The sequence below is a fragment of the Micromonospora sp. NPDC047548 genome (genome assembly GCF_040642975.1).
Taxonomy (GTDB): Bacteria; Actinomycetota; Actinomycetes; order Mycobacteriales; family Micromonosporaceae; genus Micromonospora.
Genome location: NZ_JBEYTI010000002.1, coordinates 298,518 through 323,080, shown reverse-complemented (window position 1 = coordinate 323,080; position 24,563 = coordinate 298,518). Strand labels below are relative to the sequence as shown.

The window sequence follows — 24,563 nt, the reverse complement described above, 5'->3', positions numbered from 1 at the left end:
TACAGTGACCCCGCGTACGCGACGACGGGCTCGCCCCCGCCTCGCCCCGGGTATCGGCGGCCCCCGCCGCCGGCCCGGCCACCGCACCCTCCGCCCCGACCCGCCGGCGCCGCCGGGCGGACGGCGCGGCTCACCAGCGACCAGGAGACGAGATGACCTCCGACGTACGGCAACGGGTCGCCGATTCGGCCGAGGCGCCGGCGGCCCCGGCCCGGCGGCGCTGGCTGGTGCCGGCGCTGCTGGTGCTGGGCTGGCTCGCCGGGGTGGCCTGGCGGATGTGGCTGGCCCGGCACGTCGCGCTGCCGATCGCGCACACCGACGAGGACAGCTACCTCAACACCGCGCGGGCGCTCGCCGGCGGACCGGGCGGCTTCAGCAGCGAGAACGGCCCGCTGCGCCGGGTCGGCTACCCGATGCTGATCTCCCCGGCGTTCCTCGGCGAGCGGGACTTCACCACCAGCTACCGCCTGGTGCAACTGATCAACGCGGCGGTCAACGCCACCGTGCTGCCGCTGGCGTACCTGCTGGCCCGCCGGCTGCTCACGCTGCGCCGGTCGTACGCGCTGGTCGCCGCCGCGGTGGCCGCGACCCTGCCGGCCACCGCCTTCTACGCCCAGGTGGCGATGATCGACGCGGTGCTGGCGCCGCTGGTGCTGGCCTGGCTGCTGGCCGTGCACCGGTGGGTCGCCCGCCCGGGGGCGCTGGCCGCCGCGACGGTCGGCACCCTGGTCGGCGCGTTCCACCTGCTGCACTCCCGGGGCCTGGTGATCGTCGCGGTGCACGCCGGACTGGTCCTGCTGCTGCTCGCCCGCCGCCGAGCCACCCCCGGGCAGGTCCTCGCCGCGACGCTGCCGGTGCTGGCCCTGGCCCTGGTCAACGAGGCCGGCATCCGGCTGCTCGGCGACCGGGTCTACCTGCTGGGCGACCCGCCCGACGGTGGCACCGTCCGGGCCGTCGCCTCCGGCCAGGGGCTGCTGCGGCTCGGGGCGGCCGTCGTCACCCAGCTCTGGTACCTGGTGGTGATCACCTTCGGGCTGGCCGGGATCGCCTGGGCCGCCGCCCTGCGCGAGCTGCGCCGGCCCGGGCGGGACGCCGCCGCCCGCTGGACGCTCGGCGTCGCGCTGGTGACCAGCGTCGGCGTGGCCGGCGGCGCGTCGGTGATCCTGGCCGGCATCACGACCAAACCCCTGGACGCCATCTACGGCCGGTATGTGCAGATGCTGGCCCCGTTCTGGCTGCTGGTCGGGGTGGGGGTGCTGCTCACCGTGGCGTACCGGGTGCTGCTGACCCGGGCGGCCGTTGCGGTGGCGCTGCTGGCGGCGGGCGCGGCGCTGATCACCGCCCGGCTCGCCTACGTGGCGAGCCGGGGCCACGAGCTGCGCTACGGCGGTTTCGGCGCGCCCGACCTGATGGCGCTGACCGGCGGCTGGCACGAGTTCCGACCGTTCACCGGCGCGGCGGTGGGCGGGCTGGCCTGCCTCCTGCTGGTCGCCGCCGTGCGCGCGCCGAGGCTGCGGGTGCCGGTGCTCGCCGCGCTGCTCGTCGTCAACCTCGGCACCATGCAGGTGATCACCGACCGGCTGGTCCGCCCGATGGCGGCGGCGACCGCGCCGGCCCCGCGCGTGGCCGACCTCGGGGTACGCCCCGGCGAGCGGGTCTACGCCTCGCTCGGGGTGCACTACATCCTGCGGTTCAACCTGAGCCACCAGGTGACCTGGACGGACGTGCGGTGGTTCGCCGAGCAGCCGCCGGCCGCCGCCGACGTGGTCTTCGTCCGCTGGGCGCCCGGCGAGCCGGACGACTGGGACGGCGCCCGGTACGGCTTCGTCCGCCTCGGCGGCAATCCAGACCAGCACTGGGCGGCCTGGCGGCGCGGCTGACACCATTTCCGCTGCCGCGTGATGAACGGCGGATGTCGCGCCGGTTAATGGGCGACGGACAGTTACCCAAATCAGCGCCGGCGACGATTCGCCCGGTCCAGCGAAACGGGGACGACGGTGATTTCCCGGCCGTCTTGCACCTGTCGCTCGGGGGTGCCTTCGACGAATCGGAACCGGCGGTTCATCTGGCGCACGACGGTGTTCTGCGCGAGCACCTCGCCGTCGAGCCGGTCGAGGCGCAACTCGTCGAAGGCGTGGTCCACCGCCGCCCGCATCACCGCCAGCCAGGCGGGCAGCGTCTCGCCCCGGCCGGCCAGCCCGTCGGCGTCCAGGTAGAAGCCCCACGAGCCGGTACGCGGACCGTCCAGGCACAGGTCGAAGAAGGTCACCACGCCGCAGGGCACCTCGTCGCGGACGTACACCAGCACCCGGCGGGTGGGATCCTCGCGGACCCGCGACCACCAGGCCGCGTGCTCCGCGGCGGTGATCTCGTGACTGTTCTTGCTGACCTGCCGGTTGGTTTCCTGATTACGCCAGGACAACATCAGGTTAACGTCGTCCTCGGTCGCCCCACGCAGCACGCCGACCTCTTTTCCGTTCGATTCCTCCGGGCCCCGGGAACCCTACCCGGGAAATGGCGAGACCAATTCCTGGGCTGTACACTCCGCCGCATGAACGAATTGAGTCGCGCGCAGATCCGCGACCTCATGGCGCAGGTGCTCGACAACCAGGGCAAGGTGCTCCCGGACGACGACGCCGCCGACCTGCGGGAGATCGGCTTCCGGTCGCTGGACTTCTCGGAGCTGGCCCTGCGGGTCGAGGACTCCACCGGGGAGGAGCTCAACTTCGACGCCCCCGGCCTGCGCCGGATCGCCACCGTCGGCGACGTCCTCGACTTCCTCGTCACGCTCCAGCGGCAGTGACCGTCGCGACCTCGACCCCGGCCGGCCTGGACAACCGGGTCGTCGTCGGGGGCGCCGCGCGCACCTGGCGCGTGCTGCCCGCGCCGGCGCTGCCGTCGCCCGCCGCCGTCCTCGCCGCCGGGTCCGCCGACGCCCTGGCCGCCGCCCGGCAGCACGCCGTGCACGGCACCGAGCTGCTGCTGAGCGCCGCGAACCGGGTCGACCCGGCGATGCGGGACGAACTGCGCGAGGCCGGCTTCGCGCTGACCGTGCTCGACGCCGACGGACCCTCGACCGTCCCGCCGGCCCGGCCCCGTCCGGCCGAGCCCGGCCGGCTGTGGCTGCTCACCTCCGGGTCCACCGGGCGGCCCAAGCGGGTCGGGCACACCCTGGACTCGCTGACCACCGTCCGGGGCGCCCAGCCCGCCCGGACCTGGCTCTGCCCGTACGCCCCCGGCACGTACGCCTGGTGGCAGGTGGTGACGCTGTCGCTGACCCAGCCCGGGCAGCACCTCGTGGTGATCGACCCGGACGAGCTGGACGAGTGGCCGGCCATCGCCGCCGCGCACGGCGTGGACGCCGCCTCGGGCACCCCGACCTTCTGGCGACGCGCCCTGCACCGCGACGGCGCGGCGCTGGCCCGGGTGCCGCTGCGCCAGCTCACCCTGGGCGGTGAACCGGTCGACCAGGCCGTCCTCGACCAGCTCCGCGAGGTGTTTCCGTCCGCCCGGATCTCCTGGATCTACGCCTCCTCCGAGGTCGGCGCGTCCATCGTGGTGCACGACGGCCGCGCCGGGTTCCCGGTCGACTGGCTCGACCGGGCGGTGCCCGGCCGGCCCCGGCTCTCGGTCGACGGCGAGGAGCTGGTGATCACCTCGCCGTTCCACGGGGCCGGGCTGGACGGGCCGGTGCGCACCGGGGACCGGGTGCAGGTCGTCGACGACCGGGTGCTGATCACCGGCCGGCTCGACTCCGACGAGATCAACGTCGGCGGCAGCAAGGTCTCCGCCGGCCTGGTCCGGGGTGTGCTGACCGCCCATCCCCGGGTGGCCTGGGCAAGGGTCACCGGCCGGCGGGCCCCGGTGCTCGGCCGGATGGTCGTCGCCGAGGTGGTGCCGACGCCGTCCGGCGACCCGCTGGACGAGGCCACGCTGGTGCGCTGGTGCGCCGGTCGGCTCCCCGAGTACGCGGTGCCGCGCCGCATCCGCATGTTCACCGAGATCCCCGTCAAGGAGACGTTGAAGAGCGATGTCTGACTTTCCGCTCGTCCCGCCCAGCACCGTGGTCCTCGTTTCCGGCGGCTCCCGGGGGCTGGGCCTGGCCATCGTCACCGACCTGCTCGACGCCGGCGTACGGGTGGCCGCGTTCGCCCGTACCGTCACGCCGGAGCTGGAGAAGCTGGCCGCCGCGCACCCCGACCGGGTGCACGTCGGCGCGGTCGACGTCACCGACCCGGCCGCCGCCCAGGCCTTCGTCCGGGAGGTGGAGCAGCGCCTCGGCCCGATCGACGGCGTCGTCAACAACGCCGCCGTCGGGCAGGACTCCCTGCACGTGCACACCTCCACCGGCGACATCGCCCGGATCATCGAGACCAACCTGACCGCGCCGTTGCAGCTCACCCGCCTGGTGATCCGGCGGATGCTGGGCAAGGGGCTGCGCGGGCGCATCGTCAACATCACCTCGATCTGCGCGCAGCGTGGCTTCCCGGGGTTGGTGGCGTACTCGGCCACCAAGGGCGGCATGGACGCCGCCACCCGCTCGCTCGCCCGCGAGCTGGGCGGCCGGATGCTGGTCAACGCGGTGGCGCCCGGCTTCTTCGCCTCGGAGATGTCCGCCGTGCTGGGCAGCACCCAGCTCGACCAGATCGTCCGGCGGACCCCGACCGGCCACCTCACCGAGCCGGAGGAGGTCGTGCCGGTGGTGCGGATGCTGCTGTGCGAGCAGACCAACATCAACGGCCAGGTCATCGTGGTGGACGGTGCGGCCTCCGTCTGAGCCGGAGTTCGTCGGCCGCCGGCCGGGGCCCGGGCCACGCCCGGTGCCCGCGCTGCTCGCCGCCGCGGAACGCTTCCTGCGGGTGGGCACGCCCGCCGACCTGACGTACGCCGTCACCCGCAGCCACCTCGACGACGGGCGCTGCGTCGGCTGGTACGGCCCGTCGGCGCCCGGCTGGCGGGTCGCGGTGGACGCGGAGCGCGCCGACGCCGAGGTGCCCGCGGCCCTGGCCCGGCGCTTCGGGCCCGCCGACTTCTGGACCCGGTGGACCCGGGCGGAGAGCCTGTGCAAGCTGGCCGACGTCCCGGTGGCCGCCTGGTGGCGTCGGCACGGGCTGGCCGTACCCCCGGGCAGCCGGGCGGTGTGGCGGACGCTGCGGGTGGACGACCTGGTGGTGACGGTGGCCTTCGCGCCCTGACCCGCCGCCGTGCGCCCCATGACGCTTGCCGCCTCGCGGCATGTCGCGGTGTCGATCGGTCTGGAGACCGCGACATGCCGCAAACCGGAGTCGACCAATCCGTCCGGTCCGTCCCAGGGCACGGACCGGACGGATTGGTCAGGTCAGACGAGGTCCCAGCTCAGCGGGGTGCCGCGCGGGACGTCGACGGCGAACGTACGGCCCAGCACCTTGTCGATATCCACCGGAGGCAGCCCGCCCGCGGGCCGGATGGACCGCACGTTGTCAGCGGTCACCGGGTCACCGGCGCGCACGTCCGCCACCACGTAGAGCGAGCGGCGGAAGCGCAGGCCCTCCCGCTCGGCCGGGGTGGGGCCGATCGCGGTGCCACCCAGCGCCGCGTACGCCCGCCCCGACTCGACCACCAGCGCGGCCAGCTCGTCCGGGTTGAGGGAGAAGTCCGAGTCCACCCCTCCGTCGGCGCGGTCCAGCGTCACGTGCTTCTCGATGAAGCAGGCGCCCAGCGCCACCGAGGCGACCGGTACGCCGATGCCGGGGGTGTGGTCGGAGAGCCCCACCGGCACGCCGAACGCGTCGGCGAGCACCGGGATGCGGCGCAGGTTGCTGTCCGCCGGCGGGGCCGGGTAGGAGGCGGTGCAGGCCAGCAGCACGATGCCGCCGGCCCCGCCGTCCCGGGCGGTCCGCACCGCCGCATCGATCTCGGCCACCGTCGCCATCCCGGTCGAGATGACCAGCGGCTTGCCGGTGCCGGCGACCAGCCGGATCAGCGGCAGGTCGACCAGCTCCGACGAGGCGATCTTGTACGCCGGCGCGTCCAGCTCCTCCAGCAGCTCCACGGCGGTGGCGTCGAACGGCGATGAGAAGACGGTCAGCCCCTGCTCGCGGGCGCGGGCGAAGATCGGCGCGTGCCACTCGTACGGCGTGTGCGCCCGCTCGTAGAGCCGGTACAGGTTCTGCCCGCCCCACAGCTCGTGGCCGCCGGAGATCCGGAAGGCCGGGGTGTCGACGTCGATGGTGATCGTGTCCGGCCGGTACGTCTGGAGCTTGAGCGCCTGCGCCCCGCTGGCCGCGACCGCGTCCACGATTGCCAGCGCCCGGTCCAGGTCACCGTTGTGGTTGCCGGACATCTCGGCGACCACGAAGGGCCGCTGTCCGGTCCCGACCACGTGCGGTCCGATCTTCACTGTCGCCGTCATTCCCGACCTCTGTCTGCTGTGCGTCCGCGCGCGGGCGCGGTCCCTGCCTCGTCGTCCGGGGACGACCTGGAAAACTGCCCTGCCGTGGGCTGTCCGACTCGGGGCCGTCCGGTGCGGCGACGCGATGCTGCGCCGATTCTCGTCACGGGGCGCCGCGACCGGCCAGCGCGTCGGTCGCCCCGGCCCGCTCCGGCCCACCCGCGGCGGGGCCCCCGCCGGCCCGCTCGGCATCGGGGGAGTCGGCCGGGGGCGCGGCGGGCCGGCGCAGCCGACCGGCGAGCCGGTGGGCCTGGCGCAGCGCCGCGTACGCGAGGTAGTTGTCCCGGCCCACCAGCCGGTGCTTGAGCCCGGCCACCCCGCCGGGACGGGGGTAGCCGCCCGCCGGCAGGTGGCGACGGTACTGCGCGGCCACCCGCCGGAAGAAGTCCCGGCGCAGGTGCGGGTGCAGCCGGTCGTCGTTGCCGACCACCACCAGCATGTGGTTCACCATCAGCCCGAACAGCTCGGCCCGCAGCCGCTCGTCTGGGAACCGCCGGCGGACCCAGTCCAGCAGCCGGTCGTACTGGTCGAAGGCGTCGAAGTGCCGCCCGCTGCGGGTCGAGGTGATCGCCCCCTGCCGGCCCTGCCGGTAGAGGTAGCAGACCCGGTCCAGCACCGAGATCTTCTCCGCGCCGATCAGCAGCGGGTGGCTGAACGGGATGTCCTCGTACCAGCCGGGGTGGAAGCGCAGCTCCAGCTCGTCCATGAACGCGCGGCGGACCACCTTGTTCCAGGCGGTGTGCTGCACCCGCAGCAGCTGCGGCCGGTCGGCCAGGCGCACCACGTCCGGCACCCCGCGCAGCAGGGGGCTGCTGGCGTCGACCTCGCGGCGGCCGCCCTCGTGCACCCGCAGGTGGTCCAGGAGCAGCACGTCGGGGCGGTGCGCGCGCAGCCGTTCCAGCACGGCGGGGATCGTGCCCGGCGGCAGCCAGTCGTCGCTGTCGACGAACCAGACGTACTCGCCGGTCGCCACCTCCAGGCCGGCGTTGCGGGCCAGGCCCAGGCCGACGTTGCTGCTCAGGTGCACCGTACGCACCTCGGACCGGCCAGCGCCGTACGAGCGCAGCATCTCCCCGCACCGGTCCGGGGAGGCGTCGTCGACGGCGACCAGCTCGACCGTGCCCTGCTCGCCGGCCGGGACGTCCGCCCGGACCGACTCGAGGCACTGGTACAGGTACGCCTCCACCCCGTGGACCGGCACGACGATGCTCAGCAGGGGGGTGGCGGGCGTCGGCTCGTTGACCACCCCGCCACCCTGGTGCACCTGGGTGGACGGGCCCGGAACCTGGCGTATCCGGCGGAGATGGAGTTACTGAACAGCGGCCGGACGGCGGGTTAACGGCTCAGGATGCGGCGTACCGGCCCGCCGACCGCCCGCTTGACCCGGGCCCGCAGCCGCTGCTCCTCCAGCGCCTGCACCTGGCCGCCCAGCGCGGTGGTGCGGTCCCGCAGCCACTGGATCCGCTCCAGCAGTTCCTCGGGGGAGGTCGCCGTGGCCGGGCGGACGGCGGGCGGGAAGGTGGTGGCACGTACCCGCTCGTCGAAGCGGGCGGCGGCGTCCCCGTCGTCGAACGCGTTGCCGAGCCGGTGCCTGGCGAGGAAGGCCGTCATCCGCTCGTAGCGGGCCCGATGACCGGCGTGCAGGGCGGTGTAGTCCGCCTCGGCGTAGAGCTGTGCGGCGTCCACGTCGGCGGGCACCTCCTTCATCGTCCGGTGCGGGATGTCGAAGTACCGGGCCAGTTCCAGGGTGCGCGAGTCGTGCGCGAAGAGGTAGCCGGGGGTGCCGGCGACCAGCGCGGTGATGGTGCCGTGGATCCGGGTGCCGAAGGCGAAGTCGAACCCGGAGAGGTAGTCCATCCAGGTCCACGGGTCCAGGAACATCCGCACCTTGTCCTCGACGAACAGCGGGTGGGAGGTGTGCACCGGGATCGGGCTGGTCTTACCCCGGTCCTCGGGGGCGTCCCCGTGCAGCAGCGTGCCGAGGGTGGTCAGGTCCTGCGGCAGGTAGCGCAGGTTCGGGTAGCGCCGGTGGTGCGAGGCGATGATCTTCGCCATCGACTTCACGTACGGGGAGACGGTCAGCGCGACCCGGTCCTGGAGCTCCAGCGTCGGCTTGGCCTTCCGCACCGTCAGTCGGTCGCCGTGCAGGAACATCGACGGACAGCCGATCACCTCGACCGCCGAGAAGCCGAGGGTGCGCAGGTAGCTCTCGGTGATCTCGCCGCGTACGCCGATGCTGGGCGAGCGGTCGAGCACCGCGCGGACGAACCGGCTGACCACGTCGTCGATCGGGCGCAGGTACTCCCGGTCGCCGGTCATGTCGGTCTGCACCCCGACGCCGAGCACGACCACCGGGATCTTCAGCCGCTCGACCAGCCGGGTCATCAGCTCGATGCGGTGGGCGTAGCTGCGCCGGAAGGCGTTGGCCAGCGGTACGACGTAGACGTCGTAACGGTCGTTGATCTCGTCGGCGTCCCGGGGGTTCACCTTGAACTCGGTCGGCGTGATCTCGGCGGTCGTCGTGCTGAGTAGCTTGTGCGCGGCGTGGCTGAAGACGAGGTTGCCGTTGTTGACCCCGATCCAGTCTCCCTCGAAGGCCTCCTCCGCAGAGCGGACGTCGAACGGGCCCTTCTTCGCCCGCATCAGGATCCGCTGGTGCATCGCCACTCCATTCGTGGTCCACCCGTGCCGGGGCGGCCCGGAGGGAGGATGCCGGCCGACCCGCCGCCGGGCACGACGTCGGCTGCGGGTCCCGGAATATTAGGGCAATCGGCAGCTGCCGTACATCTGCCGCTGCTCCCGCGTCCCCGGGCCGGATGGCGGCGGCCCCACCAGCCGGTAGGGTGCCCGGACGGTGGGACCGGTGCCGGGCCGCGGTCGCGGCGCCGAGCGGCCGGGGGAGGAGAGCGTGCGGGTGAGCGTGGCGACGGTGGGGTGCCCGGCATGACGAGTGCGGTGAGCGCACCGACCGCTGCGGCGAGCCGGCTGCCCTCGCTGACCGGGCTGCGCTGGGTGGCCGCGATGCTGGTCTTCGGATACCACGCCGGTGCACGTGCTGGTGATGGTCACCGTGCTGCGGGCAACCGGCCACCTCGGCGTCGGGCTGCCCGGCTGGTGGGGGGCCGCAGGCGGTGTTCGGCTTCCTGGCGGTGAACCTGGTGCTGGCCGCCCTGCTGCACCGCTGGGTGGAGACGCCGATGATGCGCCGCCTGGCCCCCCGACGCCGGCCCGGTCCCGCCCCGGCGGCTGGTCCGTCCACGCTGGACCCCGACGTCGCGCCGCACCGGCGCCGCGACCGGCCGCCGACGCGACGGCCGGCCGACCGGTAGAGTACGCGGGCCCGCGCGACCTGCACTGAGCCGTGTCCACGCGGTGCGGTGCGGTGCGGCGGGCTCACGCGGCGACGCCCGCGCCCGTCCACCTCACGCGGATTGCGGCATGTCGCGGTGACATTTTCGCTGGATTGCGCGACTCGCCGCAAACCGCAGGCGTTCGTCGGCATCACGCGGACTGCGGGCCGGCACGGCGCGACACGCCCGGCGGCGCTGCGATCACCCGGCATCGGCGGTAGCGTGGGATTGTGCTTCCGGTCGCGCTCATGAGTCCTCTGTGGTGGGTGGCGCGCTGGAGTTCCCGGCTGCTGACCAGCCTTGCTGTGGCGGTCGCGCTCTCCCTCGGCGGTCCGGCCCTGCCGGACGGCGGCGCGCTGTCCGCCGCCGCGAGCCCGGACGGGGCCCCGGCCCTCGCCGGCCTGGCGGTGCCCGAGGCCGTCCGCGCGGCCGGCGTCGCGACCGTGACGCTCCCTGCCGGGGACGCTGCGACCGTGACGCTCCCTGCCGGGGACGCTGCGTCCGTGACGCTCCCTGCCGGGGACGCTGCGACCGTGACGCTCCCCGCCGGGGACGCTCCGATCGCCGGCCGCGCCTTCGCCGGCCCGCACGCCGCCCCGCTCGACCCGGCCGCCTCGCTCGACCCGGCCGGCCGCCCGGCTCGCCCGGTCACCGCGCCGCCGCTGCCGCTGACCGGGCTCTCCGCCGGCGCCACCGGCCCCCGCGCTCCGCCGGTCGGCTGACCGCCACGCGGGGGCGACCCGCGACCGCGTCTTCGAGAACCTCACCACCGCACCCGCCCGCCGGCACGCGCCGCCGCCCCCCGGCGTCGCCACGTCGCCCGCAGGTCGGCGTACGGACCCCTCTGCCGCATCCCGCTCCCGGGAGGTCCCGACCGTGAACACCGTCCTCTACCAGTTCCTCGTCGAGGTCCCGACCGCCGCCGCCATCTGGTCGGTCCTGCTCGTGCTCGCTTTGACCGGGCTCACCGTGCTGGCCGCCCGCTCCGAACGGGACGGCGCCCTCGCCGAGCCGGCCGCCGACCCGTCCCTGACCGCCGACCCGGCGACCGAGCTGGCGGACCTGCGCCGGTACGCCGAGGAGGTCGTCGTCGCCGCCGCCGGCGCGGCCCAGACCGCGCGTCGGCGGCGGGAGGCCTGGCTGGCCGCCCAGGAGGAGGTGGACCGGGCCTGGACGGCGTACGACGAGGCGGAGAGCGCCGCCCGCCGGTTCGCCGGCGCCGGCGCCCTGCCCGCCCCGTACACCCCCCGCACGCCGGCCGAGTACGCCGGCCGGGAGCGCTGGCTGCACCAGGCGGCGGTGGCGGCCCACTGGCGGGGCGAGCTGCCGGTGGAGCGGCTGCGGGACATCTTCGCGCACCGGGACGGCTGGGACCCCCGGCGGCACCCGGTCGAGCAGGAGGTGCTGCTGGCCCGGGCGGTACGCGGCGGCCGGCGGGACGCGTACCGGGCGGCGGCCGGGCGGGAGTGGTCGGCGTGGCGGGACGCCGAACTGGCCGCCGAGGCGGCCCGTGCACTGGCCGTCGAGGCGTACGCGGCGGCGGGGCGGCTGCGCCCGGTGCGGGTGCCCGCCCAGCGGGCGACGGCGGCGGCGCGTACGGCGCCCGCGGCGCGCTGGCGGCCCGCCCGGGTGGGATGACGGCGCGACCGGGTCCAGATCGTTACCCGAATTGGCGTGAACCACGTCACGGTGCTGGGGAAACCGGCCATCCGGGCACAGTCGGTGACATCGATTGCGGCAATCCGGAGCGGTTACCGCCGCCTCGTCCGGTTGTCGCCCGGAGGTCCCTCGAAAACCGCCTGTCCCATTGAATAGCGTCAGTGCCGGACTGTACGGCAAATTCGTCGCCCTGATCATGTTTAAGCAGCTGGCAGCCCTTTGCGGGCGCGCCGACCGGCCAGTAGTGTCGCCCCGGTCCGGTGCGGTTTCCGATCGCAAGAGGCGACGCCGCGCTGACCCGCTCAATCGTGGATTTCCACGAACCGGGGACCCATGCACGTCCGGGGTGAATCCGCAGGCCACGGCCCGTGGTAGGGCGCTCTTCCCGCCCGAATCCGTCAGCTAACCCGGTAGGCGGCGTCGGAAGGAGTTTCCTCCTCGTGCAGCACGCTCGCATCCCTCGGTTTTCTCCCCACCTCGGTACCGGGGTGCTTCCGCCGGTCCGCCGCGCCCTCGCGAGCTGATTCCGGAACCCATCCCGCCGCCCGGCCACTGACCGGGCGCACCCCCGCCGAGCGGCCCCCACGCCGGTTCCTACCCCGCGGGTGACGTCCCGTCACGCGCCGGTCCGGCACGCCGCTCCCGCCCTCGTACCGTGGAGGAAAACACGTGAAGCACACCCTGAAGCGGCAGCTGCGCCGGCTGGCCACCGAGCGGCCGTACCAGCTCGTCGCCGGTTCGGCCGCCGCGCTGGTGCTGGTCTCGGGCGCCGCCACCCTGTCCCCCGGCGAGCCGCCCGCCCGCCAGCAGGCCTCGGCCGCCGTCGCCGAGGTGGCACCCCGGCTGGACGACGTCGCCACCCGCAGCCAGGCCCGCGTCGCCACCACCCCGTCCGCCGACCAGTCGCCCTCAGCCAGCGCCTCGCCCTCGGCCAGTTCCTCGCCGTCGTCCAGCGCCGCCAAGGCCACGGCGGACCCGGACGTGACCAGCGAGGCGACCCCGAAGCCGCCGTCGACCAAGGTCCTGACGTACGACTACCAGGCGCAGACCGCCTACTACAACTGCGGTCCGGCGGCGGTGCGCAACGCGCTCAGCGCGGCCGGCATCGAGCGGACCCAGTACGAGCTGGAGGCACCCCTCGGCACCACCGAGATGGGCACCAACTCCGCGCTGGACACCACCCGGGGCCTGAACCAGTTCGTCAAGGGCGACCCGTACCGGACCCGGATGTTCGCGGGCACCCCGAGCTCGGCGCAGATCGACCAGCTTCAGGCCGACGTGGTCGCGACGATCACCGACCGGCGGGGCGTGGTGGCGAACATCGCCGGCACCGCCACCGACACCGACGGCGGCTGGCACTCCTTCCCGGGCGGCCACTACATCGCCGTGGTCGGCTACAAGAACGACGGCCGGACGGTCCGGATCGCCGACTCGGCGGACCCGAACCTGCCGTCGTACTGGATGAGCACCATCGACCTGGCCAACTGGATCGCCACCCGGGGCTACTCCGCCTGATCGACACCACTGCGCGTACGGGCACCGGCTCCCCGAGGGGGCCGGTGCCCGTCGCCGTCGAAGCGGGTCTCGCGCGGCGGAACCGGGCGGTGGCACACTGCGGCCCATGACCGACGACTCGGGTACCCGCCGGCTGATGTTGGTGCTGCACGGGATGGGCGCCACCGGCGACGTCTGGCTGCCCTGGGCGCCGCTGCTGGAGCACCGCTGGCCGGGCCGCTGGCTGGCGCCGGACCTGGCCGGGCACGGCTTCTCGCCGCCGCTGCCCGGGTACTCCTTCGCCGGGTTCGCCGGTCAGGTCGCGACGGGGCTCGGTCCGGTGGCCGAGGGCGGGCGGCCGGGTGAGCGGCTGGTGGTCCTCGGCCATTCTCTCGGCGGCGTGGTCGCGCTGGCGCTCGCCGCCCGCGACGGCGGGCTCCCGGTCGACGCGGTGGTCGGGCTGGGCATCAAGACGGTCTGGTCGCCGGGCGAGTTGGCCAGGGCGCGCGAGTTGGCGGAGCGCCCGATGACCTGGTTCGCCAGCCGGGACGACGCGGCCCGCCGCTACCTGAAGGTGGCCGGCCTCGGTGGGCTGTTCGCGCCGGACCACCCGGTGGTCGACGCCGGCCTGCGCGCCGAGGACGGCCGCTGGCGGCTCGCCATGGACCCGGCCGCCTTCGCGGTCGGCGCGCCGGACCTGCCGGCCCTGCTGGCCGCCACCGACGTCCCGGTGCTGCTGGCCCGGGGCGAGCACGACCCGATGGTCAGCGACGCGCAGCTGACCGAGCTGGGCGTGCCCGTCGTGACGCTGCCCGGCCTCGGGCACAACGCCCACATCGAGGACCCGATGGCGGTGCTGGCCCTGCTCGACCCGTACCTGTGAGCGTGGCGGACGGGCGGGCCGCGGCTGGCGTGGGCAGGTCGACCGCGAGGTGGTCGTGACGCCGCTCGCCGCGCGGCCCCGTCCCGGTGCCCGTGAGCAGCCCGGACAGCCCGACGTCCCGTGCCCGCCGGGGCGGCGCGGGGCGTCGGATACGGGGGTTCAGGCGGTGCGGGAGACGGCGGTGCCGTCGCGCGTCAGGGCCTCCGACGCGCGCGGCGCCGGCGGCTCCCAGCCCGGCGCCAGCTCGCGCCGGGCCGCGTCGAGGAACCCGTCGGCGTACGAGTCGGCGGGGAAGTCGCCCAGGTAGCGGCGGCGGGTCTCCCAGCGGGCGGACGCCAGCGGATCGGTGTCCAGCAGCCGGGTCAGCACCTCGTCGACGTTGGACATGTCCCGCCGCAGCGTGTAGCCCGAGCCGGCGAGGGGGAACCGCGCCACGAAGTCGTCGCCGTCCACGCCCATGTCGGTCACCGCGTACGGCTTGCCCGAGTAGAGGAAGTCGGAGATCACCCCGGAGACGTCGGAGACCAGCGCGTCGGCCCGGTTGACGCAGTCGACCAGGGAGAGCTCGCGGCTCGCGGCGGCGCCCCAGAGGTGCTGCCGGCCGGTGCTGGCCCGGTCGGCCGCCAGCAGTTCGGTCAGCCGGGCCAGCTGTCGGGCCGAGGCCGGGTTCTGCGCGGTGTACGGGTGGGCCCGCAGGATAACCGTCGCCCCCCGGTCCAGCAGCCGGCGCACCAGCGTCTCGGCCACCGGCAGCGAGCAGTAGTTGGCGTCGGCGTGGTGCCCCGTCCAGGTCGGGGTGTAGAGCACGGTCGGGTTCGGCAGGCCGGTGGCCGGCTCGGTGCGTACGTCGATGGCCTCGACCTGCGGGCGGCCCACCACGACGAACTTCTCCGCCGGGATCTCCACCCCGGCGCGGGCGTACCGTTCGACGGCGGCGGGTCCGGCCACGAAGATCCGGTCGAAGATCGCCGAGACCGGGTTGGCGCTCGGCGCCTTGTCGCTGTCGCCGTGGTGCAGCTGCACGTGGGTGAGCTGGGAGAACCGGATGCAGTGGCTGTTCTTCGCGCCGTGGTTGACGTAGAACGCCACCCGCAGGCTCGGCACCAGCGCCTCGTCCAGCGCCTTGAGCGTCGGGCAGTAGACCACCGGGGCGCTCGTGGCGGCGGCGACCGTCGGCAGGAGCTCCGGCTCCCGCAGCAGCACCAGGAACGGCCGACCGAGCCGCTCCAGGTATGGCAGCCACATGGTGACCTGGTACTCCGAGCCGGGGGGAGCGGAGAAGTAGAGCAGGAACTCCGGTTGGTGCGCCCGCAGCGCCCGGGCCACCGGCCCGCCCCCGGCCGCCGGCCGGAACCGTCGGCGGGCCAGGTCCAGCCCGACCGCCGCGCAGGCGCCGGCCACCAGCAGGCCGGCGGCCAGCGCGACGAGCGCGGGCAGGGTGAGCGCGGCGGCCACCGCCACCACCCCGAGCAGTGCCAGCAGCGCGCCGCCGAGCCGGGCGGCCACCAGCGGGGTCCAGGTGCGCACCGGCAGGTTCGCCGCCCGGATCTCCAGGTTGCCGGCGTCGCGCAGCGGCCTGACGAGCAGCACCAGGCCGAGCAGCACCAGCGCGGTGAGCGCCAGCGCCGGGTCGAAGCCGTCGTCGAGGCGGCGGGCGTACCCGACCAGGATCCCGGCGGCGAGCAGCACCGACTCGGCGCCGATGTCGGCGCCCGGGCGGACCCGGCGCTCCGCCGCGGCCGCGACCAGCGCGGCCGCCGCCAGCGCCAGGCCCCAGCCGGTGGCGCCGGTCAGCGCCACCACCAGGAACGCGACCACGGCCAGGCCGATGGTCAGGCCCCGCGCGATCAGTTTCCTGACCAGGTCACCACGCATGTCGCCCCCTCGTCTCCGGGTCGAGGGTCAGCCGGCGTCGACGCCGCTGGCCAGCCGGTCCTGGTCGGCGGCCGTGGGCTGCGCCGGCACCGGGGCCGGCTCGCCCGGCGCCCGGCGTACGTCGATCACCTGGCCGGTCAGGTCGGAGATCAGCACGTCGAGCGATGACTGGGCCACCGTCTCGGCGGCGAGCAGGGTGTGCTCCGGCTCCTCACCGAAGGCCTTGGTGCGCATCGGGGTCGCGGTGCGCTCCGGGTTGATGCAGTTGACCCGTACGCCGAACTCGGCCCACTCGTCGGCCAGGGCCTGGGTCAGATTGACCAGGGCGGCCTTGGTGGAGGAGTAGAGGGCGTACTGGGCCCGGCCCCGGGTGTAGGAGCTGGAGGTGTAGAGCAGCAGCTGGCCCTTGGTCTGCTGGAGGTACGGCAGCGACTGCCTGGCGGCGATGACCGGGCCGACGAAGTTCACCTGGAGCACCCGGTCCATGGCCTCCTGGTCCATCTCGGCCAGCGAGCCCTTCTCCAGGATGCCGGCGGTGACCACCACGTGGTCGATCCGGCCGGTGGCCTCGAAGGCGGTCTTCAGCGCGGCCTCGACGTCCTCGGCGCGCTCGACGTGCGTGCCGGTGGAGGACCGGCTGAACGGGAAGACCTGGGCGCCGTAGCGGCGGCCCAGCTCGGCCAGGTCGTGGCCAATGCCGTAGCTGCCGCCGAAGATGACGATCGTGCGACCCGTCAGCTCCTCGGTGTAGCTGCGGTGGTCGGTCAGCCGGGGCGCCTGGGCGGCGGCGAGCTGGAAGAGTTTGTCCGCCAGGTGCACGTCGACCGGGTGGGTGACCTTGATGTTCTCGTCCGAACCGTCGATCACCTTGATCGGGGTGCCGGGCAGGTAGCGCAGCACCACACCGCAGTCGTCGGTGGCGGCGAAGTCGGGGTCGCCCGCGGCCCGCCGGTACGCCTCGCGGATGGTGCCGGAGCGGAACGCCTGCGGGGTCTGGCCGCGGCGCAGCGTGGCGCGGACCGGGATGTCGGTGATGCACTCGTTCTCGTCGACCTGGATGATCGTGTCGGCCGAGGGGATCGCCACGTCGACCGCGGAGTAGGTCCAGAGCGCGTTGACGCACTCCCGCACGATGCGGGCGCTGACCAGGGGCCGGACGGCGTCGTGGAAGAGGATGTTGACGTCGCCCTCGCCGACCGCGTCCAGCGCGATCCGGGTGGTGGCGTTGCGGGTGTCGCCGCCCTCGATCACCTTGCTGACCTTGCGGAAGCCGGCCTTGTCGACGATCTGCTGGGCATCGGCGACGTGACCGGTGGCCATCAACACGATGATCTCGTCGATCTCCGGCGCGGCCTCGAAGACGGCCAGGGTGTGCTCGATGATCGGCTTACCGGCGATCTTCAGCAGCTGCTTCGGGATGCCCAGGCCGAGCCGGGTCCCGGTGCCACCGGCCAGCACCACCGCCACCGTCCGCGAGGGCCGCCACGGCGCCGGAGTCTCCGGTGTGGCGTCCGGGCCAGTGGTGTGGTCCTGCGTCATTGCCGATCCTCACTTCCAAGGGATGCCTGAACGAAAGATTGCGCCCGAGTGGCGACGGGTTGAACCTTAACGCGCGGACCGCGCCGCCCCAACGGGGCGACGCGGTCCGTGGGCGTCGTGTCGCTGTCGTGGCTTTCGCCGGGAATTCTACTTCCCGTTCGAGAATGCCTCGTATGCCCGGATGACCTCGTCCGTCGGTCCGTCCATCCGCAGCACGCCCGATTCCAGCCAGATCGTCCGTTCGCAGGTGTCCCGGATCGAGGAGAGCTGGTGGCTCACCAGGAACACCGTGCCGGCGCCCTCCCGCAACTCCCGGACCCGCTGCTCGCTGCGCTTGCGGAAGCCCTTGTCGCCGGTGGCGAGCGCCTCGTCGATCAGCAGCACGTCGTGCTTCTTGGCGGCGGCGATGGAGAACCGCAGTCGGGCCGCCATGCCCGAGGAGTACGTCCGCATCGGCAGGCTGGCGAAGTCGCCCCGCTGGTTGATCCCGGAGAATTCGATGATTTCCGGGGCCAGCCGGGCCACGTCGTCCGGGGTCATGCCCATGGCCAGACAGCCGAGCGTGACGTTGCGCTCACCCGACAGGTCGTTGAGCAGGGCGGCGTTCACGCCGAGCAGCGAGGGCTGGCCCTGCGTGTAGACCGCGCCCCGGTTCACCGGCAGCAGGCCGGCGATGGTGCGCAGCAGGGTGGATTTGCCGGAGCCGTTGCTGCCGATCAGCCCGATCGCCTCGCCCCGGTACGCGGTGAAGGAGACCCCCTTGACCGCGTGCACCTCCTGGATGTTCGGCGCGGAGGAGCGCTTGACCAGCCGCCGCAGCGCGGCCACCGGCGTGGTGCCCCCACCGGCGCCCTTGTGTACCCGGTAGATCACGTGCGCGTCGTCCACCACCACGGTGGGGATCCGCTCCGTCAGCTGGGGCAGCGTGACGGTGGCGTCGTTGGACGCCTCGAACTGGTCAACCACGGCCGTACTCCTGTTCGCCGCGCCAGAAGTAGATGAAGCCCCCGACACCGGCCAGCACCGCCCACGCCGCGCCGACCAGCCAGAGCTGGGCGAGCGACTCGTTGAGCAGGGGCGGCTGTTCGAGCAGGGAGTAGCGGGCCAGCTCGATGTAGACCAGCATCGGGTTGAACTGGACCACCGTTGTCGCCCAGCCCGGCAGCCGCTCGAAGAGGCTGACGCTGTAGAGGACACCGGAACCGTACATCCAGGTGCGCAGGATGAAGGGCATGACCTGCTTCAGGTCGCTGGCCTTGGCGCCCATCCGGGCGACCAGCAGCACGATGCCGGCGTTGAAGACCGCCTGGAACAGCAGCGCCGGCACCACCATCAGCCACTTGAGGGTGATCGGCTCGCCGGTCACCAGCACGATGCCGACCAGCACGATCATCGAGGCCAGCAGCTGCTGGAACTGGGTGAGCGTGGCGGCCAGCGGCAGGCTGGCCCGGGGGAAGTGCAGCGCCCGGATCAGCCCGAGGTTGCCGCTGATCGACTGGGTGCCGGCCAGCACGGCACTCTGCGTGAAGTTGAAGATGAACAGTCCGGTGGTCAGGTACGCGATGAAGTTCGGGATGCTGTTCTGCGCCAGCACCACGCCGAAGATCAGGTAGTAGACCGCGGCGTTGGTCAGTGGGGTCAGCACCTGCCAGATCTGACCCAGCTTGGCGTTGCTGTACGAGGCGACGAGCTTGGCGTTGGCGTACGCGGCGATGAAGTGCCGGTAGGACAACAGCCGGCGGCTGTATTCGGCGAGGGTGGGGCGCTCACCGGCGACCCGTAGTCCGTGCCGGGCGGCCAGCTGCGCCTGGGTCAGGCCCGTTTCGGGGTCGACCAGCGCGGTGTCGGCCATGGAAGGGCGCTCCGATCTTTCGTGCCAACGGGATGCGCGCGACGATGGAATCTTGCGGGGGAGCTGTGTGCGGAGGCCGCCTCGTCGCTGCGTGGACGGTAGTCCAAAACACGTCGGGACGCAACCGTACCGTCGTTGCGCTACATTGGCCCACGTGACAGGTGCGGAGAGTCCCCGATGACCAGCGAGAAGAGGCGTACGCCGGCCGGCGCCGCAGTGCTCCGGGGCGACATCACCAGGGCCATCCGGCGCGCGCTGATGCAGGAACTCGCCGCGGTGGGCTACGGCCGGCTCTCCATCGAGGCGGTCGCCCGCCGGGCCGGGGTCAGCAAGACGGCGATCTACCGGCGGTGGAGTTCGAAGCTCGACCTGGTGCTGGAGACCGTGGTCGCCGCGGCCGGCCGCAAGCTGCCGGCGCTGGACACCGGCACCCTCCGCGGCGACCTGGCGCTGCTGTTCCAGGTGGTGGCGCACGCGCTGAGCCACCCGCTGGCCTCGCAGATCATCCCCGACCTGCTCGCCGAGGCGGCCCGCAACCCGACCATCGACCAGACCCTGCAGCAGGTGCTGCGGAGCAAGCAGCAGGAGATCGGCGGCCAGCTCATCGGCAGGGCGGTCGAGCGCGGCGAACTGCCGGCCGACACCGACCCGGACGCCGCGGTCGACCTGATCGTGGGGCCGCTCTACTGGCGGCTCGCCATCGCCCGCACCCCGCTCACCGACACCTATCTCGACACCCTCGCCGAGGCCGTCGCGGCCGGCCTCGGTGCCGCCGGCGCGCTGCCCCGCCAACGCGAGGCGCCGGTGTCCCGCTGACCCGCGGCGCTCGGGTGGCCACCGACACGTCACCGCGACGCCACCTGCCGGTCATCACGAAAGGGTGGTTCCGGCTACTCTGCAACCCGGACCGGAGCAGGACAGCCCCCGTGGCGCCGCCGCCCGCCGCACGTCTTTCGCGCACATCGCCCCCACAACGACAAGGACGACCCGTGTCGAACGCCGACCACGTTGCCGTCGCGGAGCGGCCCGCCTCCGCGGACGCGTCTCCCGAGAGCCCGCGGGCGCCCGGTCGGCGCCGGCTGTCCGCCCTGATCGCCGCGGCGCCCGCCGCGATCACCGACGCGGGCGTGCTGGGCTTCGCCCTCTGGACCGTGCTCTACCACGCCGCGTTCCTGTTCCACCTGCGCCCGTCGGTGACCTTCCTGATCTGGGTGGCGTGCGGTGTCGTACTCGCGGGCTGGGCGTCGGTGCGCGCCTGGCGCCGCAGCGGCGCGGCCACCGCGTCGGCGCACGGGGAGCAGGCCCCGGCCCCCGCCGGTCACCCGCGCCGCTGGGTGCTGCCGGTCGTGGCGGCCGCGGCCGTGGCGGCGATCACCGCCGGCCTGGCCGGCACCCCGGCCGGGGACGGCATCTCCTGGTGGGTGCCGGCCGTGGCCGGGATCGTCGCGGCCGTGGGCGTGATGCTGCTGACCCGGCGGGCCTGGCTGGCCGGGTCGGCACCGGTGCCGGCGGCGCCCGCGCCGACCGCGCTCCAGTCGGCGTACGCGCTGCTCGTTTCGGTCGGGGTGGCGATCTCCTCGCTGTTCATCGCCCGCAACACCCCCGACGACGTCTACTACGTCGGCAAGTCGACCTGGGTCGCCGAGCGGGACATCGTGCCGCTCAACGACTTCCTGTTCAGCGAGAACGTCCTCCCGGCGATGGGCTCCCAGCCGCCGACCCCCTCGATCGAGGTCTTCGCCGGCGCGCTCGGCCGGGTCCTCGGCATCCACGGCGCCTCGGCCACCTGGTACGTGCTGCTGCCGGCGCTGGCGGTGCTGGCCATTCTGGCGCTCTGGCGGCTGGTCCACCGGTGGGCGCCCCGCCGGCCGGTGCTCGCCTTCAGCGTCGCCGTCGCCTACCTCTACCTGGTGGCCGGCGCGGACGCCGCGCTGGGCACCTTCCACCTGCCCCGGCTCTACGAGGGCAAGGGCATGTTCGTCTCGGCGGTCATCCCGCTGATGTGGCTTTACCTGACCGAGTGGTTCGACACCCGCTCCCGACGGTCGCTGCTGCTGGTCTTCGCGCTGTCGGTCACCGCCAGCGGCCTGACCACCACCTCGGCGATCATCCTGCCGATGCTGGTCGGCGCGGCGGGGCTGGCCATGCTGCTGGTCGGCCGCTGGAAGGACGCCCTGATCGGCGGGGTGGCCGCCGTCGCGTACCCGATCGGCGCGATCGTGGTGTCCCGGCTCGTGCTCGGTGGGATGGACGCGACCGGCGCGGACGCCACCTTCTTCGACGCCGAGTACACCTACCGGCGGACGCTGCTGGTGGGGATCGTCGGTGTGATCAGCGGCCTGGCGCTCTGGTGTGGCCCTCTGCTTGCCCGGCGCCGCACCCCGGCGCTGCTCGCCGCGGGCGCCACCCTGACGATGAGCGTGCTGTTCGTCCCCGGCGTGCTGGAGGTGCTGGGGGACCTCAGCGGCATCTCCGTCGTGCTCTGGCGGGTGCCCTGGCTGCTGGCCCTGCCGACGCTGATCGGTCTGCTCTGCACGGTCGACGTGCCCTCACCTGCGCCGCTGCTGCGCGGGGCGGTCGGAGCAGTGGTCGCGGCGGCGATGGTCGCCTGCTTCGCGGTGTGGGCCACTCCGATGTGGTCGCCGGTGAGCTGGGTCGAGACGCACGAGCGGCCCACCTGGAAGCTGCCCCAGCAGCGGCAGAAGATCGCCTTCTGGATCTCCGAGCAGGACCGGCCGGCCGGCCTGCTGCTCGCCCCCTCGGTGATCATGCGGACGTCGCTGATCGTCACGAGCGAGGTCCGGGTGGTCCTGCCGCGGGACTTCTACCTGGTCGAGTACGACCTCACCTCGGACTTCGCCAAGGACCGGCTCCTGCTCGCGAAGTTCGCCGACGGCAAGATCCAGCCCTCCCCGGACCAGGTGGCCACGGCGGTGCGGCGGGTTGGGGTGGGCGCCATCTGCGTCTACAACGGCAACCGGTACGCCCGCGACACCGTTGTCGACCTCGGCTACCAGGAGTTCGCCGCGCGCAAGGGACCGGGAGCGATGACCTGCTACCGGCAGGCCGGCTGAGCGTCCTGAGGGCCTACGTCCCCGGCGTCGCGCGAGTCGGTGTCGCGGAACCGACCACCATGGTCTCCGACACCCGAGCGACGCCGGGACATCCACCCGCGTTAAGGTCGCAGTCACCCACAGCCCCGTCGAGCCGGCCACGGCGCGGCGGAGGCACCCCACGTCGCGGCGTGACGTCGGCGACCACGGGCATCGCCCGTCATCGATCTCATAGGGAGCGTACTCTTTGTTCGGCACGTTACTGGAACGCATCGGCGTCGCCGCCCGTGGCGCGCTGCTGGTGCTTTCCTACCTGGTCATGCTCGTCGCGGGCGCCCTCGGCTGGGTGCCCGTCTTCGCTGTGGCCGGGCTGGCCGCCGTCGTCGGTGAGTTCGCCCTCTCCCGATGGTCGCCGCCGTCGGACATCCTGCTGGAGAAGGTCGGCCTCAACCGGGGCTACCGCCAGCTCAGCCGTGACCTCGCCACCGTGCTGCTGGTCGCCGCGACGGTCCGGCTGACCACGACCGAGGTGACCTGGCTGCTGCTCCTGCCGGCCGCGGTGTGGGTGATCGCGGTCTTCTCCGGCGCGCTCAACACGATGATCGACCGCCGGAACCCGATCTCCGCGCTGGTCCGCAACATCGAACTGGGCCCGATCCGGTCCGCGCCGCGCGCGCCGCAGTGGGCCTCCGACCTTGCCGGCGTGCCGCTGGCCGGGATCAACGTGCTGCTGATCCCGGCCGCCGCGGTGAGCGCGGTCCGGGACGACGTCGCCCCGGTCCTTTTCGCCGGCGCGGTGGCGGCCGTCATCGCCGCGGCGGTCGGCGGGCTCATCGCGCTGACCTGGCTGAGCGGCCGGGGCACCGGCAAGAGCCCGGTGCTGCCCGTGCTCCAGCGCTGGCTGGACAGCTACCGGCCCGAGGTGGCGCTCTACTTCGCCGGCCCGGCCAAGGACGTCTACCAGGCCAACATGTGGCTGGCCCCGACCGAGGCGCTGGACCAGCGCGGCATCGTGCTGATGCGCAGCAAGGAGGCTTTTCTCGAGCTGGCCGACACCCGGCTGCCGGTGGTCTGCGTACCGGCCGGGGTCGACTTCATGAACCTCGAACTGGGCACGGTCCGCGCCACGCTCTACGCCGCGAACGTCGGCGCGAACATCCACATGCTCCGCGAGCCGGGCATGAAGCACCTCTTCGTCGGTCACGGCGACAGCGACAAGCAGGCCAGCGTCAACCCCTACAGCAAGGTGTACGACGAGGTGTGGGTCGCCGGCCTCGCCGGCCGGGAGCGCTACGCCCGGGCCGGCGTCGGCGTACGCGACGAGGACATCGTCGAGATCGGACGCCCGCAGCTCGCCGGCGTGCACACCTTCGGCGCGCAGGCCGAGGCCCGGCCGTTCACCGTCCTCTACGCCCCCACCTGGGAGGGCTGGCTGGACGACGACCCGTACCACACCTCGCTGGTGCTGATGGGGGAGCGGATCGTCAAGGCGCTGCTGGCCACCTCGCCCGCGGTCCGCCTGATCTACAAGCCGCACCCGCTGACCGGCTCCCGGTCCAACGAGGCCAAGGCCGCGCACGAGCGGATCGTGGCGCGGGTCCGGGCGGCCGGCGGCGACGTCGACGCGACCTCGCTGGACGGCCCCGGCCACCGGGTGGTCACCGGCCGCGTCCCGGCGCTGTTCGACTGTTTCAACCAGACCGACCTGCTGATCAGCGACGTCTCCAGCGTGGTCTCCGACTTCGTGCAGAGCCAGCGGCCGTACGTGGTGGCCAACCCGAGCGGGCTGCCCGAGGACGAGTTCCGGCGGGAATTTCCGACCTCCCGCGCGGCGTACCTGCTCTCGGTCGACTGCGGCGAGCTGGAGAAGATCCTCGCGCTCACCCGGGCCGGCGACGACCCGATGACCGAGGCCCGGCGCGAGCTGAAGACCTACCTGCTCGGCCCGGCCGAGGCCAACCCGATGGAGCGGTTCCAGGAGGAGATCGGCCGGCTCTGCCGCTGACCCACCGTCGCCAGGGGCCCGGGACGACACGGTCGCCCGGGCCCCTTCGTCTGCGCGTTCAGCCCAGCAGCGCGGCCACCGCCTCGGCGGCGGGCACATCCGCAGGCAGCTCCGCGACGCCGGTGACCGCCTCCAGCGGCAGCTGTCCGTACAGGTGCGGGAACCAGGCACCGTCCCGGGACGGCTCCCAGCGCAGGTCGTCGCCGAGCCGCTGCGGGTCGACGCTGAGCAGGGCCAGCCCGGTCGCGCCGGCGTAGTGCCGGCGGGCGGTCTCCACGATCTGGTCCGCCGCCGAGAGGTGCAGGAACCCGTCCTGGCGGTCCAGGGCCGAGGCGGGGACACACCCGTCGACGCCGGCTCGTTCCCAGTCGCCGATCGTCACCAGTTTGTAGATCATGACGGCAGCGTACGGCCCGTTCCAGC

General features: G+C 73.6%; 22 protein-coding genes and 1 riboswitch. Of the genes, 13 read left to right on the top strand and 9 right to left on the bottom strand.

The features are described from left to right. Positions 1–152: 152 nt before the first annotated feature. Positions 153–1,880, top strand: a complete 1,728-nt coding sequence (locus ABZ807_RS03310; protein ID WP_357152115.1) for a hypothetical protein — start codon at positions 153–155, stop codon at positions 1,878–1,880. 71 nt (positions 1,881–1,951) lie between these two features. On the opposite strand, the gene ABZ807_RS03305 is transcribed toward ABZ807_RS03310, so the two are convergent. Beyond that, a complete protein-coding gene (locus ABZ807_RS03305) occupies positions 1,952–2,461 on the bottom strand; it encodes a GNAT family N-acetyltransferase (RefSeq protein WP_357152113.1) in 510 nt (169 codons plus the stop codon). Positions 2,462–2,551: 90 nt separating this feature from the next. On the opposite strand from ABZ807_RS03305, the gene ABZ807_RS03300 reads away from it, so the two are divergent. The 4 genes from ABZ807_RS03300 to ABZ807_RS03285 are packed head-to-tail and all read left to right on the top strand — an operon-like array spanning position 2,552 to position 5,195. After that, a complete protein-coding gene (locus ABZ807_RS03300) occupies positions 2,552–2,803 on the top strand; it encodes an acyl carrier protein (protein WP_357152111.1) in 252 nt (83 codons plus the stop codon). Then, positions 2,800–4,038, top strand: a complete 1,239-nt coding sequence (locus tag ABZ807_RS03295; protein ID WP_357152108.1) for an AMP-binding protein — start codon at positions 2,800–2,802, stop codon at positions 4,036–4,038. Before ABZ807_RS03300 ends, ABZ807_RS03295 begins: the two co-directional genes overlap by 4 nt. Further along, complete coding sequence (locus ABZ807_RS03290) at positions 4,031–4,777, top strand: SDR family NAD(P)-dependent oxidoreductase (protein WP_357152106.1); 747 nt, start codon at positions 4,031–4,033, stop codon at positions 4,775–4,777. Before ABZ807_RS03295 ends, ABZ807_RS03290 begins: the two co-directional genes overlap by 8 nt. Continuing rightward, entirely contained in the window at positions 4,761–5,195 is a 435-nt protein-coding gene (locus ABZ807_RS03285) for a hypothetical protein (RefSeq protein ID WP_357152104.1), read from the top strand. The genes ABZ807_RS03290 and ABZ807_RS03285 overlap by 17 nt, the downstream gene beginning before the upstream one ends. Positions 5,196–5,338: 143 nt before the next feature. On the opposite strand, the gene pseI is transcribed toward ABZ807_RS03285, so the two are convergent. From pseI to ABZ807_RS03270, 3 genes are all read right to left on the bottom strand, one after another. Beyond that, complete coding sequence (gene pseI, locus ABZ807_RS03280; RefSeq protein WP_357152101.1) at positions 5,339–6,391, bottom strand: pseudaminic acid synthase; 1,053 nt, start codon at positions 6,389–6,391, stop codon at positions 5,339–5,341. A gap of 142 nt (positions 6,392–6,533) precedes the next feature. Further along, positions 6,534–7,676, bottom strand: a complete 1,143-nt coding sequence (locus ABZ807_RS03275) for a glycosyltransferase (RefSeq protein ID WP_357152098.1) — start codon at positions 7,674–7,676, stop codon at positions 6,534–6,536. A gap of 89 nt (positions 7,677–7,765) precedes the next feature. After that, positions 7,766–9,091, bottom strand: coding sequence for a polysaccharide pyruvyl transferase family protein (locus ABZ807_RS03270; protein ID WP_357152096.1), 1,326 nt, complete (start codon positions 9,089–9,091; stop codon positions 7,766–7,768). Between the two features lie 470 nt (positions 9,092–9,561). Here ABZ807_RS03270 and ABZ807_RS03265 point away from each other — a divergent pair, with 470 nt between their 5' ends. The 5 genes from ABZ807_RS03265 (at position 9,562) to ABZ807_RS03245 (ending at position 13,816) form a co-directional block, all read left to right on the top strand. Beyond that, entirely contained in the window at positions 9,562–9,759 is a 198-nt protein-coding gene (locus ABZ807_RS03265; protein WP_357152093.1) for a hypothetical protein, read from the top strand. A gap of 269 nt (positions 9,760–10,028) precedes the next feature. Continuing rightward, on the top strand, positions 10,029–10,502 hold the full coding sequence (locus ABZ807_RS03260) for a hypothetical protein (protein WP_357152091.1): 474 nt from the start codon (positions 10,029–10,031) through the stop codon (positions 10,500–10,502). 154 nt (positions 10,503–10,656) lie between these two features. Further along, the gene (locus tag ABZ807_RS03255; protein WP_357152088.1) at positions 10,657–11,418 is read left to right on the top strand and encodes a hypothetical protein; all 762 of its coding nucleotides are present in this window, start codon (positions 10,657–10,659) and stop codon (positions 11,416–11,418) included. A gap of 310 nt (positions 11,419–11,728) precedes the next feature. Further along, positions 11,729–11,871, top strand: a riboswitch (cyclic di-AMP (ydaO/yuaA leader). A gap of 237 nt (positions 11,872–12,108) precedes the next feature. Continuing rightward, on the top strand, positions 12,109–12,954 hold the full coding sequence (locus tag ABZ807_RS03250; protein WP_357152086.1) for a C39 family peptidase: 846 nt from the start codon (positions 12,109–12,111) through the stop codon (positions 12,952–12,954). A gap of 106 nt (positions 12,955–13,060) precedes the next feature. Further along, on the top strand, positions 13,061–13,816 hold the full coding sequence (locus tag ABZ807_RS03245) for an alpha/beta fold hydrolase (protein WP_357152083.1): 756 nt from the start codon (positions 13,061–13,063) through the stop codon (positions 13,814–13,816). A gap of 159 nt (positions 13,817–13,975) precedes the next feature. Here the strand turns inward: ABZ807_RS03245 and ABZ807_RS03240 are convergent, their stop codons facing one another. From ABZ807_RS03240 to ABZ807_RS03225, 4 genes are all read right to left on the bottom strand, one after another. Then, positions 13,976–15,691, bottom strand: coding sequence for a CDP-glycerol glycerophosphotransferase family protein (locus ABZ807_RS03240; protein WP_357152080.1), 1,716 nt, complete (start codon positions 15,689–15,691; stop codon positions 13,976–13,978). Between the two features lie 27 nt (positions 15,692–15,718). Continuing rightward, entirely contained in the window at positions 15,719–17,230 is a 1,512-nt protein-coding gene (locus tag ABZ807_RS03235) for a bifunctional cytidylyltransferase/SDR family oxidoreductase (protein WP_357152078.1), read from the bottom strand. Between the two features lie 147 nt (positions 17,231–17,377). Further along, complete coding sequence (locus ABZ807_RS03230) at positions 17,378–18,196, bottom strand: ABC transporter ATP-binding protein (protein WP_357152075.1); 819 nt, start codon at positions 18,194–18,196, stop codon at positions 17,378–17,380. Continuing rightward, positions 18,189–19,082, bottom strand: a complete 894-nt coding sequence (locus ABZ807_RS03225; RefSeq protein WP_357152073.1) for an ABC transporter permease — start codon at positions 19,080–19,082, stop codon at positions 18,189–18,191. Before ABZ807_RS03225 ends, ABZ807_RS03230 begins: the two co-directional genes overlap by 8 nt. 177 nt (positions 19,083–19,259) lie before the next feature. On the opposite strand from ABZ807_RS03225, the gene ABZ807_RS03220 reads away from it, so the two are divergent. The 3 genes from ABZ807_RS03220 to ABZ807_RS03210 all read left to right on the top strand — a co-directional run bounded on the left by ABZ807_RS03220 (position 19,260) and on the right by ABZ807_RS03210 (position 24,140). After that, positions 19,260–19,898, top strand: a complete 639-nt coding sequence (locus tag ABZ807_RS03220) for a TetR/AcrR family transcriptional regulator (RefSeq protein WP_357152071.1) — start codon at positions 19,260–19,262, stop codon at positions 19,896–19,898. A 173-nt stretch (positions 19,899–20,071) separates the two neighbouring features. Next, positions 20,072–22,156, top strand: coding sequence for a DUF6077 domain-containing protein (locus tag ABZ807_RS03215; protein ID WP_357152069.1), 2,085 nt, complete (start codon positions 20,072–20,074; stop codon positions 22,154–22,156). Between the two features lie 226 nt (positions 22,157–22,382). Next, positions 22,383–24,140, top strand: coding sequence for a CDP-glycerol glycerophosphotransferase family protein (locus tag ABZ807_RS03210; protein WP_357152066.1), 1,758 nt, complete (start codon positions 22,383–22,385; stop codon positions 24,138–24,140). A 58-nt stretch (positions 24,141–24,198) separates the two neighbouring features. Here ABZ807_RS03210 and ABZ807_RS03205 read toward each other — a convergent pair whose 3' ends face one another. Beyond that, the gene (locus ABZ807_RS03205; RefSeq protein WP_357152064.1) at positions 24,199–24,537 is read right to left on the bottom strand and encodes a DUF952 domain-containing protein; all 339 of its coding nucleotides are present in this window, start codon (positions 24,535–24,537) and stop codon (positions 24,199–24,201) included. Positions 24,538–24,563 lie beyond the last annotated feature (26 nt).